The following is a 14,283-nucleotide window of genomic DNA, read 5'->3' on the forward strand; positions in this document are numbered from 1 at the left end:
CGGCGATCGCGGTTAGACAGGCTTGCTTCCCTTATACAAACTTCCCGTTCCTATTGACTCGCATCACGAATGGGCAAATCCTCGCAACAACGATTGCCATCGCTCATTTCAGCAGTGCGAACTTCGGCGCCCGCCTTTATCGGCGCCATCTAAACCAAACTCTTCTGGACAGAAACGGAGGGCCCGATGCGCGCGCTCGCCTTGAGAACCGTCTCACTTCTCGTCCTTGCTATCCCGGTGTCGCTTTCCTCCATGCCAGCGGCCCGCGGCGAGGACGGGACCGACGAGCAGTTCGGCAAAGTCCACTTCCAGACCACCTGCAATGAAGTCGCGCAGCGCCGCTTTGACCGCGGCATGCGCTATCAGCACTCGTTCTGGTACCGTCCGGCTAAAGAGATCTTCGAGGAGACCTTGCAGGCCGATCCGGAATGCGCGATCGCCCATTGGGGCATTGCCCTGAGCCTGCTGTACAATCCGCATTTTCCGGCGCCGAAGGAAAATCTCGCCGCCGGCCTCGCTGCGCTGCAGAAGGCCAAGGCACTCGGCGCCAAGAGCGAGCGCGAACGTGACTATATCGACGCGCTGCTGGCCTTCTATTCGGGCGACGAAAAGACGACGTTTGGCCAGCGCGCGCAGGCCTATCTGAAGGCAACCGAAGCCGTCGCCGCCCGCTATCCCGATGATGACGAGGCGCAGATCGCCTACGCCATCACGCTCAACGTCACGGCGTCACCAAGCGACAAGACCTACGCCAACCAGCTCAAGGGCGCGGCCATTCTGGAACCTATCTTCAAGCGGCAGCCGCGGCACCCCGGGGGTCGCGCATTACCTGATTCACCTGTACGACTATCCGGCGATAGCAGAGCAAGGGCTCGACGCTGCCAAGCGCTATTCCGAGATCGCGCCCGCCGCGCCGCACGCCTTGCATATGCCGTCGCACATCTTCACGCGCGTCGGCTACTGGAATGAATCCATCGAGGCCAATAGCCGTTCTGCCAAAGCTGCAAAGGAAGGCAGAGATCCCAGCGAGCAGCTGCACGCCAACGACTACATGGTTTACGCCCTGCTCCAGCTTGCGCAGGACAATCGAGCCCGCGATGTCATCGGGGACATGCTTGCGACCACCGGCTTTGCGCCGGCCGTCCGGGCCGGTCCTTACGCCATAGCAGCCAGTCAGGCGCGCTTTATGGTCGAACGCGGCGATTGGCAGGGTGCTGCTGCTCTGAAGGTCGAGCCGAGCCGGTTCGCCTATGTCGATGCGATTACCCATTTCGCCCGCGCCCTTGGCGCCGCACGAACCGGCAATGCAGACGCAGCAACGGCGGACATCGCCAAACTGGCAGAGCTGCGAGACAAGTTGCAGCAGGACAAGGATGCCTATTGGGCTGAGATCGTCGACATTCAGTGGCAGGTCGCCACGGCCTGGCAGCTCAATACCCAGGGAAAACAAGCGGACGCCCTGGAAGCGATGCGCCTTGCGGCCGATGCCGAAGACAAAACCGAAAAATCTATCGTGACGCCGGGCCCGCTTGCCCCGGCACGCGAGCTTTATGGGACCATGCTGCTCGAGCGCGGCATGGCGAGGGAAGCGTTGGCGGCGTTCGAAAGCACCATGCGCAAGGAGCCGAACCGCTTCGGCGCGACGATCGGCGCTGCTCACGCCGCCGAGAAATCGGGGGACGCCGTGAAGGCGCGCCAGTACTATGCGAGGGTTGTCGACATGGCGCGGAATGGAGACTCCTCGCGCGAGGACCTCGCGGCGGCACGAAGGTTCATGGCCCAGAATTAGGAGGAGTGCCGCGGCAGTTTCCATGCGCGTGACAAGCAAATTCGTCGCGATCAGCGCAGCTATGGCAGTGCTTTGCGCAGTTGCTGCGGTCTGGATGTTGCGATCCGGCGAAGCGGCGCGCGCGACGGCATCGGGCGAGATCCGCCCGGCGTGGACGGAGGCCGACTGGCCTTTCGCCACAGACCCCTGGGGAAAAGGAAGGGCGTTCCGCTGCAAGGCGGCTGATTGCGGCACCGAGGTCCAGCTCTACGTTCGCGCCAAGCTGGGCTTTTGCAATTGCGCCACGGGCGTCGCCGACGATGGCGACTTGGAGCAGATGGGCGACCTGGCGCTGATCGGCAAGGCAACCCCGGTCGGGGCCGGTCACGAGATCATTGTCGGCCCGATGCGCGGCCGCAGTCGGGCCTATCGCATCGAGGGGAGCAGGAAGACCGCGCTTTCACTAGCATTCAATCAGCGCTGCGACATGGTGGCCGCGGTGGTTTTGGCTGGATCGGACGCGCCCGCGTCCCTGGAGCCGACGGTGCTTACGTTCCTCAATAGCGGCCGCATGTTGCAATGGGCAGAGATCGCACTCGGCTTGTGACTCGGGGCGATTCGCCTTCCTACGCTTGCAGAAGGATAAGTCTGTTTATTTTCTTCAAGGGATCGCGCTCGGCCCGCCCTAGCTCGTTGCCCTGCCCTTGCGCATCGTCGCCAGCACGATGTCGGCCGCCAGCACGCTCGGTGACTTGTTGCCGGTCGACATGATCCGATCGAGCTGGGCAAACGCCTCGACCTGCTGCCGCCGCAGCGGGGAATCCGTCAGCACATCACGAAGCGCCGGCGCCAGCTTCTCCGGCGTGCAATCCTCCTGAAGGAACTCCGGAATGACATCCCTCCCGATCACGAGATTGGCGAGGATCACCGAGGACACGCGGATCGCGCGACGCAGGATGAAGGCCTCGATTGCGCCGACGCGATAGGCCGTCACCATCGGGATCCCCGATAGTGCGAGCTCCAGCGTCACCGTACCGGATTTGGCCAGCGCCGCACGCGCGACGCGGAACACGGCGCGCTTCTCGTTTTCGCCGGTCACGATCCTTGGCTTGACCGGCCAGCTCGCGACGCCTTCGCGGATGGTGGCTTCCAGATGCGGCATCGTCGGCAGCACCAGTTCGAACGCGCGGCCTTCGGCCTGCAAGCGACCGAGCGTCGCGCCGAAGACGTCGAGGTGGTGCCGGACCTCGCTGCGACGGCTGCCGGGCAGGACCAGCAGCACCGGCGGCTCGCCATCGCGGCGCGCCTGCTCCTCCGCGTTCGGTCGCAGCGAGGGCAATTGCTCGACCAAGGGATGGCCGACATAGCTGCAGGGCGGTCCGCCGAGCTTGCGGTACTCCTCCGGCTCGAACGGCAGGAGACCGAGTACATGGTCGACATAACCGAGCATGGTCCGCGCCCGCCCCGGCCGCCACGCCCAGAGCTGCGGGGAGACGTAATCGACGACCGGGATCGCCGGATTCGTCGCGCGCACGCGGCGGGCGACGCGATGGGTGAAATCGGGGCTGTCGATGATGACGAGCGCGTCCGGCGCGGCCTCGGTCACGGCGTCGGCCGTCTGGCGGATCAGCCGCAGAATTTTCGGCAATTGCTGCACAACCGCGGCGAAGCCGACGATGGACAGATCCTCGATCGCAAACAGCGATTCGAGCCCTTCGCGCGCCATGGTCCGGCCGCCGACGCCGACGAATTGCACGCCGTCACCGAGGCGCTGGCGCAGCACCTTCATCAAGGCGCTGCCGAGCCGGTCGCCGGATTCCTCCGTGGCGATCAGGAATATCTTGCACTTGGGATCGCGCGACTGCATCACGCCGGCAGACCGATGACGAAGAGATATTTGGCGTCGGCCAGCGCGATCATCGCCTGCGGCTCGGCGGCGATGGTGTTGCCGGCAATGACGGCGAGGCCCGCGAGGCCGGCCGCCGCGACACCTTCGAGCGTGCGCGGACCGATCGTCGGCAGGTCGAAGCGTAGATCCTGGCCGCTCTTCGGCGCCTTGACCAGCACGCCGCGGCCGGCGGCCGCGCGAATGCGCCCCTCCTCGCGCAGCCGTGCGACGCGCGCGAGCAGCGCGTCGGTGCCCTCGATGTCTTCGACCGCCACCACATGGCCGTCGATCACCACCACGGCCTGGCCGATGTCGAACGGGCCGAGCGCCGTCAGCACTGCGCGACCGCGCGCAATGTCGGTCTTGCTGTTGTCGTTCGGCCAGGCGCGGCTGATGCAGCCCTCGGGCATCAGCAGGTCGGGCGCGACGTCCTTGATGCCGACCATGCGAAAGCCGCCCTGCTCGATGATGCGGCCGACGCCGGACAGCAGATGATCGTCGCCGCCGCGGAAGGCGCGGATGACGTTGCCGAGCAAGCGCAGCGTCGTGACGTCGAACCTTATTTCGGTCAGCGAGGGCCGTACCAGCGTGCCGATGAAGATCAGGTCGCGGCAGCCCTCCTCGCGGAACAGTCGCATGGCACGCCCGAGCTGGCCGACCGAGATCCAGCGATGGCGGAACTTCTCCACCTGCGCCGGATCACAGGCCCCACGCAGCGGAAACAGCACCGGCGTGATCCCGCGGGCGGCGAGCGAGTCGGCGACCGCGAACGGCATCGCGCCGCCGCCGGCGACGATGCCGACCGGCGATGCAATCTCCGACGCCGCCGATGTCATGTCCGCGGCCATCCCCGGATCACTTTCCGATGGCGGGAAGACATAGCGGGCGCTTGCCCTTGCCGATGAAGTCGAGAATTTCGGCGATCGCAGGATCTTCGCCCGCGAGCGGCCTCGATGCCTCCAGCCGCTCGGCGAAGGTACCGGGGCCATGGAAGAGTTTCTGATAGAACCCGCGCACCGTCGCCAGCCGCTGCTTGGTGAACTTGCGCCGCTTCATGCCGATGATGTTGAGGCCTTCCAGCGCCGCATACTGGCCGTTGACCAGCCCGAACGGAATGATGTCGTCGCGCACGCCGCAGACGCCGCCGACCATGACCTGCGGCCCGATGCGGGTAAACTGGTGCACCGCGGACAGGCCGCCGATGAAGACGAAGTCACCGATCTCGGCGTGACCGCCGAGCGTCGCCGAGGTCGCGAAGATCACGTCATTGCCGACATGGCAGTCATGGCCGACATGGCTGCAGTTCATGAAATAGCCGCGGTCGCCGACCGTGGTGATGCCGCCGCCGGCGACGGTGCCGGCATTCATGGTCACGGATTCCCGGATGGTGCAGCCCGAGCCGATGGTGAGCCTGGTCAGCTCGCCCCGATAGGACAGCGACTGCGGCGGCGTGCCGAGCGAGGCAAAGGGGTAGATGGTGCTATCGTCGCCGATGATGGTGTGCGCCGTGATGTGCACATGACCGATCAGCTTGCAGTTCTTGCCGATCACGACGTGGGGGCCGATGATGCAGAAGGGCCCGATCTCGGTGCCCTCGCCGATCACGGCGCCGTCCTCGACCCGCGCGGTAGGATCAATCTTACTCATCAAGCAATCTGACTCATCAAGAAGGTCTGATTAGGTGTTGAAGTCGCTCAACTTTCCGGTGGTTAGCGCGACTATGCCCAATCTGTCCAGTGACGTATCATCTCGGCGTGTTTCGGGCACCGGATGAGCCGGCCCGTCGCAGCACCTCAACGCGTTGATGTGGAGCTAGAAGTGATCGTGGTCAGGGCCCTGGCAATCCTGCTCGCACAGCTCGTGACCGCGCCGATCGTGTCCGAGACGGTCGAGACCGCCGACCATCGCCTCATCGATCTCAAGACCTTCGAATGCCGCGACATCACCCGCAGCACGGTGCTGCAGCGGGTCTGTTACGACCCCGCGCAGCAACACCTCATCGTCGCGGCGAACGGCGCCTATGACCGCTATTGCGGCGTGACGGCGAACACTGTCGAGCGCCTCCTGGGGGCCCCGTCGATGGGCCAGTTCTTCAACCAGAATATCAAGCGCGATGTCACGGCGGGCCGCTACGCCTGCCCCGGTCGCAACGCGTACCGCGCGCAAGGGCGCGTCCTGCGCAGCTGATCTCGCCCGGGGCCCCATCGCTCGTAGGCGCTTCAGTCCGTCAGCATGGCGCCGACGTCGGCTTCCGCAACGACCTGGCCGTTGACCTTGGCGTCGCCGTGAAACCACCACATCGCCTTGCGGCGGCCGATCGAACGCATGTGATATTCGATGGTGTCGCCGGGCAGCACCGGCTTGCGGAACTTGCACTTGTCGATGGTGAGGAAATACACCGCGCGCGGCTTCTCCGTGCCCTCGACCGAAGTGATGCCGATCACGCCGGCGGTCTGCGCCATCGCTTCGATCATCATCACGCCGGGATAGACCGGGCGCTCCGGGAAATGCCCCTGGAAGGCCGGCTCGTTGAAGGTGACGTTCTTGATGCCGATGCCGCTGTAGTCGGCCCGGATGTTGATCACGCGGTCGATCAGCAACATCGGAAAGCGGTGAGGCAAAGTTCGGAGGATCGCATTGATATCCACCAGCTCGAACTTGATGGGTGATTCCGCCGTCATTCCCGTCCCTCGTTCTTCGGATCGGCCTTGCTGTCGCGTACCAGGCGCTCCACCGCGATAATTTCCTTGAACCATTGCTTGGTCGGTTTGGCAAAAAAGCCACCCCAGCGGCCGCCCGGCGGGATGTCGTCCTTGACGCCGCTCATCGCGGTGACCTGGGCCCCGTCGCCGATCTTGAGGTGATTGTTGATGCCGACCTTTGCTCCCAGCGCCACGTTGTCGCCGATCGTCAGACTGCCCGCGAGCCCGATCTGGGCCGCCAGCAGGCAATGCCGGCCGATCGTGACATTGTGGCCAATCTGGACCTGATTGTCGATTTTCGTGCCCTCGCCGATCACGGTGTCGCGCAAGCTGCCACGGTCGATGGTGGTCCCGGCGCCGACCTCGACATCGTTCTGGATCAGCACCCGCCCGGTCTGGGGCACCTTCAGATGGCCCTCGGGGCCGAAGAAGATGAAGCCATAGCCGTCCTGGCCGATCGAACAGCCGGGATGGATCAGCACGTTGTTGCCGATCAGGGCGCACTGGATCGCGGTGCGCGCGCCGACATTGCAGTCCCGGCCGATCTTGACGCCGGGCCCGATCACCGCCCCGACGCCGACCACCGTGCCGCTGCCGATCTCGACATCCGGGCCGATCACGGCGAGGGGATCGACGATGACGCCGTCCTCGAGCCGGGCCGAGGGATCGATGATCGCCGACGGCGCGATGCCGTCATTGCCGACCCAGGATTGGGGCCTTAGCGCTTCGCCGTGCCATTCCCGCGCGATCCTGACGAAGGCCCGGAACGGCTGCGCCACCCGCAGCACGGCCACATGCGCCGGCACCTGAGCCTCGAAGCGCGGGCTCACCAGGCAAGCGCCGGCCTGGGTCGCCTTGAGCTCATCGGCGTATTTGAGATTGTCGAAGAACGCCAGATGCATCGGGCCCGCTTCGTCGAGCGAAGCGAGGCCCGTGATGATGTGGCCGCCCCTGGCGGGATCGACCAGTTGCGCCTTGGTCAGCGTGGCAATGTCAGCCAGCGTCGAGGCAGGCGGCTTTGTGAAGAAGGTCGGCTGCGCCATTCCACCCCGTCGCGGTCCGGCTTCGGCATGAAGCGGTCGAGCCGCATCATGCTCCATCTCTTGGATTGGCACGATCCCTTTCGGAAACCGGCTCCAGTGATCCGGATCGTGCCGTGCTGATCGAATTAGAACGAGGTGCCGCCGCCGAACCGGAACTCCTGCGTGCGATCGTATTTGCCCTTGCTGAGCGGCACGGCGTAGTCGAAGCGCAGCGGACCAAACGGCGACTGCCAGATCAGACCGACACCGACCGACGAGCGGATCACTTTGCTGTCGTCATACACGAGGCCAGTACAGGTCCCGGTGGACGACGGATTGATCGTCGACGGGATACAGCCCGGCACATTGACTTCGTTGGTCGCGGTCCAGCTCGTCGGGCCCTTATAATCGTAGAGGCCGCCGGCATCGGCATAGACCGCACCCTTCAGACCCACTTCCTTCGGCAAGAACCAGAACGGCATCTGCAGTTCGAGCGAAGCACCCCAGTATTTGGTGCCGCCGAGCGCGTCCTGCGTACCGAACGGGTTCAAATCGCGCGGGCCGATGCCGTTCGGGGCGAAGCCGCGGACGAGGTTCGAACCCATCTGGAAGTGATCGAGCATGCGCAGATCGCTGCCGATCTTGTTCAGCATGCCGCTCTGCAAGCGGACCAGGCCGACGATGTCGGACACCAGCGGAGTGTAGTACTTCGCATCGATGACCGACTTCAGGTAGGACACGTCGCCGCCGACGCCGGCGAAATCCTGGCGGAAGTCGACGAGCAGACCGTCGGACGGGTTCTTGTTGTTGTCCAGCGTGTTGTAGGTGAGCGTATAGCCGAGCGCCGAGGTCAGCGTCTTGCCGTTCGCCAGTTCCTTGCGCACCGGCAGCGAGGCTTCGCCATCGCTGTAGCAACCGAGGCCGTTGGTGGATCCCGCCAGAGGAATACCGGTGGCCGCGGAGAACGCCGGGCTCGGGTTGAACGCTGCGGAAAGCGGGTCGTTGTTACAGTTCGCCAGGTAGGACGGCAGCGTGATTTCCTGCTGGTAGACCGAGTAGCGCAGCTGCAGCGACAGATCTTCACGCAGGGAGAAACCGAGGCGCGGCGAGAAGCCGAGCGTCTTGGTGCCGTAGGAGATGTAGCTGTTGGACAGCTGCTGGCGCTGATAGAGGTCGAGGCCGAGCGCGACGCGGTAGTCGAGCAGGTATGGCTCGACGAACGACAGCGAGTAGCCGCGTGCATATTGGCCATAGGTCACCGACGCCTTGGCGAACAGACCGCGGCCGAGCAGGTTGCGCTCGGAGACCGAGACTTCGGCCAGCGCGCCGTCGGTGGTGGAGTAACCGCCCGAGATCGAGAAGTCGCCGGTCGATTTCTCTTCCATGTCGACGATCAGGACCACGCGATCGCTCGACGAGCCGGGCTCGGTTGTGATCTTGACGCTCTTGAAGTAGTCGAGGTTCTTCAGGCGCCGCTCGGCACGGTCGACCAGGGCGCGGTTGTAGGCATCACCCTCGGAGATGTCGAACTCGCGGCGGATCACGTAGTCGCGGGTACGCGTGTTGCCGCGCAGGTTGATGCGCTCGATATAAGTGCGCGGACCTTCGTCGATGTTGAACACGACGGAGACGGTGTGCGCCTCGAAATTGCGGTCGCCGCCGGGCCGGACCACGGCAAAGGCATAGCCGCGGCGCGAGGCCTCGATCTGCATCTCCTCGACCGACTTCTCGACCGATTCGACGTTGTAGAGCGAGCCGACATTGACGCGCGAATAGGCGCGCAACGTGGTGGGGTCGAAGTTCGGAATGCTGGAGCGGAAGTCGAGCGCACCGACGCGGTACTGAGACCCTTCCTCGATCTTGAAGGTGACGTTGAAGCCCTTCTTCTCCGGATCGTATTCGGTCAGCGCGGCCACCACCTGGACGTCGGCGTAACCGTTCTTGAGATAGAAGCGGCGGATCAGGTCGCGGTCGGCTTCGACGCGGTCGGGATCATAGATGTCACCGCTGGCCAGGAAGCTCAGCAGGTTCGATTCGCGGGTCTTGATGACGTCCCTGAGGCGGTAGGACGAGAAGGCGTTGTTGCCGACGAACTCGATCGACTTGACGCCGGTCTTGGCGCCCTCCTCAACCGTGAAGATGAGATCGACACGGTTGTTCGGCTGCTCGATGACCTCGGGCGTGACGCGCACGTCGTAGCGGCCTGAGCGGCGATAGATTTCAGCGATTCGCAGCGTGTCGGACTGCACCATGGCGCGGGAGAAGGTGCCGCGCGCCTTGGACTGGACCTCGGTCGTGAGCTGCTCGTCCTTGATCTTCTTGTTGCCCTCGAAGGCGATCCGGCCGATCACCGGGTTTTCCACCACGGAGACGACGATCTGGCCGCCGGCGCCACGGTTGATTCTCACGTCCTGGAACAGGCCGGTCTCGATCAAGGCCTTCAGGCCGTCGTCGATGGCGCCCTGATCCAGGCGGCCGCCCGGACCCGGCTTGAAATAGGAGCGGATCGTCTCCACCTCGACCCGGCGATTTCCCTCGACGGAAATCGACTGCACGGTCTGAGCGAGCGCAGACGAAGGCACAAAAACAGCCCCGACCGGGGCAACCACCGGCGCGCCGAACATGATCAGGGTTGCGAGCAAGCCCCCCCGGAGTCGCAGTCCAAACTTCATCGCGCAACGCGCCCTTATCATTCCGAGCCAGACCCAACCCCAACGCCGGTCCGGAGATTCCCCAAGTTCAGGGCCGCTTGTAGCCAATTTCACCGACGCCGCAAACGGCCGAAAGCGTCGTAATTTCAATTTCATTCCAAGACGTTGCTCATCAGCAACGCCACAAAAAAGCCGCCATCAAGATGCGGCCATCCGCAGGATGTCGTTGTAGGTCGCAAACACCATCAGCATCAGCACCAGGCCGAGCCCGATTCGGAAACCCATCTCTTGGGTCCGCTCGGACAGCGGCCGGCCGCGGACGACCTCCGCCGCATAGAACATCAGATGGCCGCCATCGAGCAGCGGGATCGGGAACAGGTTCAGCAGGCCGATCGACACCGACAGCACTGCGCACAAATTGATCACGAACTGGAACCCGGCGCTGGCCGCCTGCCCCGACATCTTCGCGATGCCCAGGACGCCGCTGACCTCGTTGGGGTTGCCTTGCCCCACGAAGAGCGAGCCCAGGAACTTGAAGGTGCTGGTGATGATGAACCAGACCTGCTCGACCCCGATCTTGAGCGCTTCGCCAACGCCCACAGGGGCCGTCGAGGCCTCGCCGGCCTGCGCCTTGTGCTCGATCCCGAGCACGCCGAGGCGATGGCTGTTGCCGAACGGATCCTTGCGCTCGAGCAGCGCCGGGGTTGCGGTCAGCGAGACGATGGTGCCGTCCCGCTTGACCTGGAAGGCAAGCGCCGAACCCGCATTCATAGCAACGATTCGCTGCATGTCGGCAAAGCTCTCGATCGGCTTGCCGTCGATCTGGACGACGACGTCCCCGATCTTGAAGCCGGCCGCAGCCGCAGCGCCATCGGCGACAACACCATCGACGCGCGCGATCGTGCTCGGCTTGCCGTAATACAGTGCCATTCCCGCGAAAATCAGCGCGCCCAGGATGAAATTGGCGATCGGTCCGGCCGCGACGATGGCGGCGCGCGGGCCGACCTTCTTGTGGTGGAAGCTGCCGGCGCGCTCCTCGGCCGTCATGGCCGAGAGCGTCTGGGCCGAGGGGGTCGAGGCCTCGCTCTCGTCGCCGAAAAACTTGACGTAGCCGCCGAGCGGGATGGCCGAGATCTTCCAGCGGGTGCCGTGGCGGTCGTTGAAACCGACCAGCTCAGGTCCGAAACCGAGCGAGAAGGTCAACACGCGCACGCCCGCCCAGCGAGCGACCAGGAAATGGCCGAGCTCATGGAAGAACACGACGATGGTCAGGACGAACAGGAAGGGAACCACGTAACCGAGGAGCCCATGGCTCAACGTATTGAAACTATGGACGAAAAAGTCGATCATCGAATTCCCTCATCCAGCGCCGCAAGGCCCTGGCCCCGAACCATCTAGGATGCCTTTAAGGCAATTTGAGGCAATAGGGCGGCAGCTCTATTTCGAGCAACATGGTCAACAGAGATTGCATCATCGGCTGACGTCAAAGGCGCCTGGTTACCGCTGCGGATCCAATCGTCCAATGTCGCCTCCACGAGCCGGGCGATCGCGCCGAACCGGATCTTGCCAGCGATGAAGGCCGCGACCGCGACCTCGTTGGCGGCGTTGTAGACGGTGGTCGCCCCCTTCCCGGTCCGGAGCGAATCGAACGCCAGCCGGAGTCCGGGGAAGCGCTCGAAGTCAGGCGCCTCGAAGGTCAGCTGGCCGATCTTGGCGAGGTCCAGCTTGGCCGCCGGCCCTTTGATGCGATCGGGCCAGCCGAGGCAGTGTGCGATCGGGGTGCGCATGTCGGGCGCGCCGAGCTGGGCCACCACCGAGCAATCGGAAAACTCGACCATGCCGTGGATGATCGACTGCGGGTGAACCAGCACGTCGATCTCGTCCGGGCTCAGCGCGAACAGATAGGACGCCTCGATCACCTCGAGCCCCTTGTTCATCATCGACGCCGAATCGATCGTGATCTTCTGGCCCATGCTCCAGTTCGGATGCTTGAGCGCCTGCGCGAGGGTCGCCTGCTCGATGTCGGCCGGCTTCCAGGTCCGGAACGGGCCGCCCGACGCCGTGATGATGACGCGGACCAGTTCGTCGCGATTGCCCGACGCCAGCGCCTGGAACAGCGCATTGTGCTCGGAATCCGCCGGCAGGATGCAGGCGCCCGCCTTGGCCGCGCGCTGCATGAAGAAATCACCGGCGCAGACGAGACATTCCTTGTTGGCGAGCGCGACATGCGCGCCCCGGTCGACGGCAGCCAGCGCGGGCTTCAGTCCGGCGGCGCCGCTGACGGCGGCCATCACCCAATCGGCCGGACGCGCGCCGGCTTCGATCACCGCGCTTTCGCCCGCGCCGCATTCGGTGCTGGTCCCGGCCAATGCAGCCTTGAGTTCGGCGAACTTGGAGGTGTCGGCAATCGCGACGTAACGCGCGGAGAACTCCTTCGCGAGCTTTGCCAGCGCTTCGACATTGCTGTTCGCCGTCAACGCCTCGACGCGGTAGCGCTCGGGCGAGGCGCGCAGCAGATCCATCGTGCTGTCGCCGATCGAGCCGGTGGCGCCGAGAACCGTGACGCTGCGGACGTCGGACGCAGCAAGCCTGTTGTTACGCAATGGGACCGCGCTCATACCCTCACCAAACCATAAGACCGCTTCCGGCGCTATGCACACCATGGCGGAGAAAGCCGATAATCCATGCCATCAGGATGGCGGCGACAAAACCGTCCAGGCGATCCATAAGCCCGCCATGGCCCGGTATTAAGTGACTGGAATCCTTGACATCGAAGCGCCGCTTCACCGCGGATTCGAACAGATCGCCCAATGCCGAGACCACCGAAAGAATGGCGCCGACGAGCAGCAATGGTGCCATCTTTCCGAACCCGCAGGCCGCAAAGCCCACTGCGACCAGGAGGCTTGCGACGAAGCCGCCCAGAGCCCCGGACCAGGTCTTTTTCGGGCTCACGCGCGGCCAGAGCTTCGGCCCGCCGATGCTGCGACCGGCAAAATAACCGCCGATATCGGTCGCCCAAACGACCAGCAGCACGAACATCAGCGCGGTGAAGCCGTTGACGAGATCCTTCCGCACCAGGATCGAGGCCAGCAGCGCCGCCGTTGCATAGGCAAAGCCCGTCGCCGCCCAAATGAACTTGCCACGCGCGATCAGCGTCACGATCGCGCCGCCGACGAGGCCGATGATGACGGACGTCTTCAGCCCGCCAAAAGCGACGGCGGCCCCCATCATCGCGATGACGATCGTCCCTGCCCCGGTCAGCGCCGCCGAGCCCGCGCCGACCACCGTCAGCCATTCCGCGAACAGCCCGATCGAGACCAGGGTGACGAGCAGGACCCACAGCCAGCCACCGACATAGGCGATTGCAATCGTCAGCGGCGCCAGCACCAGCGCTGCGAGGACCCGCATCACCAGATTGCTCGGGGCAGGCTTGGCGTCCGCCGGTGCGGCGTCTTGTTCGCTCACGAGGCGGTTTTCGCGACCAGGCCGCCGAAACGGCGCTCGCGCCTGGCGAATTCGGCGATCGCGCCTTCCAGCGCCGCCTTGTCGAAATCGGGCCAGTGGATCGGCACGAACACGAGCTCGCTATAGGCGGCCTGCCACATCAGGAAATTGGACAGGCGCTGCTCGCCGCTGGTGCGGATGATGAGATCGGGATCGGGAATATCGGGCGCATCGAGATGCGCGCCGAGCGTCTCGGCGTCGATCGTGCCTGGATCGCGCTGACCCGCCGCGACTTCGCGCGCCAGCTTCTGCGCCGCCTTCGCGATCTCCTGCCGCGAGCCGTAATTGAAGGCAACGACCAGCGTCAGGCGCGTGTTGTCGCGCGTCAGCTCCTCGGCCTCGTTGAGCAGTGCGCAGATGTCGCCCTCGAGCCCGTCGCGCTCGCCGATGATGCGGACCTTGACGCCGTCGCGATGCAGGCTTGCCAGATCGTTGCGGATGAAGCGGCGGAGCAGACCGAAGAGATCGCCGATCTCGCTCGCCGGACGCGACCAGTTCTCCGACGAGAAGGAGAAGATGGTGAGATAGCGGATGCCAAGCTCGTGCGAGGCGCGCACGACGCGGCGCAGAGCTTCGACGCCGCGGCGATGCCCCTCCGCACGCGGCAGACCGCGCGCGGCCGCCCAGCGCCCGTTGCCATCCATGATGATGGCGACATGCGCGGGCACCTCGGACCGGTCGGGTCCTTCCGTTGCGGGCGCGGCGGCGTTGGACATTGGCGAGGGCCTCAAAGCATGATCCGGACCCG

At 64.7% G+C, this 14,283-nt stretch carries 14 protein-coding genes; 4 read left to right on the top strand and 10 right to left on the bottom strand.

What is annotated here, in order from left to right:
• The first annotated feature begins 186 nt into the window (after positions 1-186).
• The 3 genes from C7G42_RS35985 to C7G42_RS30945 are packed head-to-tail and all read left to right on the top strand — an operon-like array spanning position 187 to position 2,375.
• Positions 187-969: a hypothetical protein gene (locus C7G42_RS35985; RefSeq protein WP_245428075.1), complete on the top strand. Its 783-nt coding sequence runs from the start codon at positions 187-189 to the stop codon at positions 967-969.
• A complete protein-coding gene (locus C7G42_RS35990) occupies positions 929-1,789 on the top strand; it encodes a tetratricopeptide repeat protein (RefSeq protein WP_245428077.1) in 861 nt (286 codons plus the stop codon). Before C7G42_RS35985 ends, C7G42_RS35990 begins: the two co-directional genes overlap by 41 nt.
• 22 nt (positions 1,790-1,811) lie before the next feature.
• Positions 1,812-2,375, top strand: a complete 564-nt coding sequence (locus tag C7G42_RS30945) for a hypothetical protein (protein WP_106952673.1) — start codon at positions 1,812-1,814, stop codon at positions 2,373-2,375.
• 78 nt (positions 2,376-2,453) lie between these two features.
• On the opposite strand, the gene lpxB is transcribed toward C7G42_RS30945, so the two are convergent.
• Genes lpxB through lpxA form a run of 3 tightly spaced genes read right to left on the bottom strand, consistent with a single transcriptional unit; the run spans position 2,454 to position 5,303 of the window.
• Positions 2,454-3,638, bottom strand: coding sequence for a lipid-A-disaccharide synthase (gene lpxB, locus C7G42_RS30950; RefSeq protein ID WP_106952674.1), 1,185 nt, complete (start codon positions 3,636-3,638; stop codon positions 2,454-2,456).
• Positions 3,635-4,492, bottom strand: a complete 858-nt coding sequence (locus C7G42_RS30955) for an LpxI family protein (protein ID WP_158537648.1) — start codon at positions 4,490-4,492, stop codon at positions 3,635-3,637. Before C7G42_RS30955 ends, lpxB begins: the two co-directional genes overlap by 4 nt.
• Before the next feature lie 19 nt (positions 4,493-4,511).
• Positions 4,512-5,303: an acyl-ACP--UDP-N-acetylglucosamine O-acyltransferase gene (lpxA, locus tag C7G42_RS30960; RefSeq protein WP_106952676.1), complete on the bottom strand. Its 792-nt coding sequence runs from the start codon at positions 5,301-5,303 to the stop codon at positions 4,512-4,514.
• A 177-nt stretch (positions 5,304-5,480) separates the two neighbouring features.
• Between lpxA and C7G42_RS30965 the strand changes: the two genes are divergently transcribed.
• Positions 5,481-5,843, top strand: a complete 363-nt coding sequence (locus C7G42_RS30965) for a KTSC domain-containing protein (RefSeq protein WP_106952764.1) — start codon at positions 5,481-5,483, stop codon at positions 5,841-5,843.
• A 32-nt stretch (positions 5,844-5,875) separates the two neighbouring features.
• On the opposite strand, the gene fabZ is transcribed toward C7G42_RS30965, so the two are convergent.
• The 7 genes from fabZ to C7G42_RS31000 all read right to left on the bottom strand — a co-directional run bounded on the left by fabZ (position 5,876) and on the right by C7G42_RS31000 (position 14,251).
• A complete protein-coding gene (fabZ, locus tag C7G42_RS30970; protein WP_008131325.1) occupies positions 5,876-6,337 on the bottom strand; it encodes a 3-hydroxyacyl-ACP dehydratase FabZ in 462 nt (153 codons plus the stop codon).
• The gene (lpxD, locus tag C7G42_RS30975; RefSeq protein WP_106952677.1) at positions 6,334-7,401 is read right to left on the bottom strand and encodes a UDP-3-O-(3-hydroxymyristoyl)glucosamine N-acyltransferase; all 1,068 of its coding nucleotides are present in this window, start codon (positions 7,399-7,401) and stop codon (positions 6,334-6,336) included. The genes fabZ and lpxD overlap by 4 nt, the downstream gene beginning before the upstream one ends.
• Positions 7,402-7,526: 125 nt before the next feature.
• On the bottom strand, positions 7,527-10,052 hold the full coding sequence (gene bamA / locus C7G42_RS30980; RefSeq protein ID WP_106952678.1) for an outer membrane protein assembly factor BamA: 2,526 nt from the start codon (positions 10,050-10,052) through the stop codon (positions 7,527-7,529).
• A gap of 177 nt (positions 10,053-10,229) precedes the next feature.
• On the bottom strand, positions 10,230-11,381 hold the full coding sequence (gene rseP, locus C7G42_RS30985) for an RIP metalloprotease RseP (RefSeq protein ID WP_106952679.1): 1,152 nt from the start codon (positions 11,379-11,381) through the stop codon (positions 10,230-10,232).
• Positions 11,382-11,425: 44 nt separating this feature from the next.
• Complete coding sequence (gene dxr / locus C7G42_RS30990) at positions 11,426-12,649, bottom strand: 1-deoxy-D-xylulose-5-phosphate reductoisomerase (protein ID WP_106952680.1); 1,224 nt, start codon at positions 12,647-12,649, stop codon at positions 11,426-11,428.
• Between the two features lie 4 nt (positions 12,650-12,653).
• Positions 12,654-13,496, bottom strand: coding sequence for a phosphatidate cytidylyltransferase (locus C7G42_RS30995; RefSeq protein WP_106952681.1), 843 nt, complete (start codon positions 13,494-13,496; stop codon positions 12,654-12,656).
• The gene (locus C7G42_RS31000; RefSeq protein WP_106952682.1) at positions 13,493-14,251 is read right to left on the bottom strand and encodes an isoprenyl transferase; all 759 of its coding nucleotides are present in this window, start codon (positions 14,249-14,251) and stop codon (positions 13,493-13,495) included. Before C7G42_RS31000 ends, C7G42_RS30995 begins: the two co-directional genes overlap by 4 nt.
• Positions 14,252-14,283: the final 32 nt, after the last annotated feature.

Origin of the sequence: Bradyrhizobium sp. MOS003, assembly GCF_003020125.1 — a bacterium.
Classification (GTDB): Bacteria; Pseudomonadota; Alphaproteobacteria; order Rhizobiales; family Xanthobacteraceae; genus Bradyrhizobium.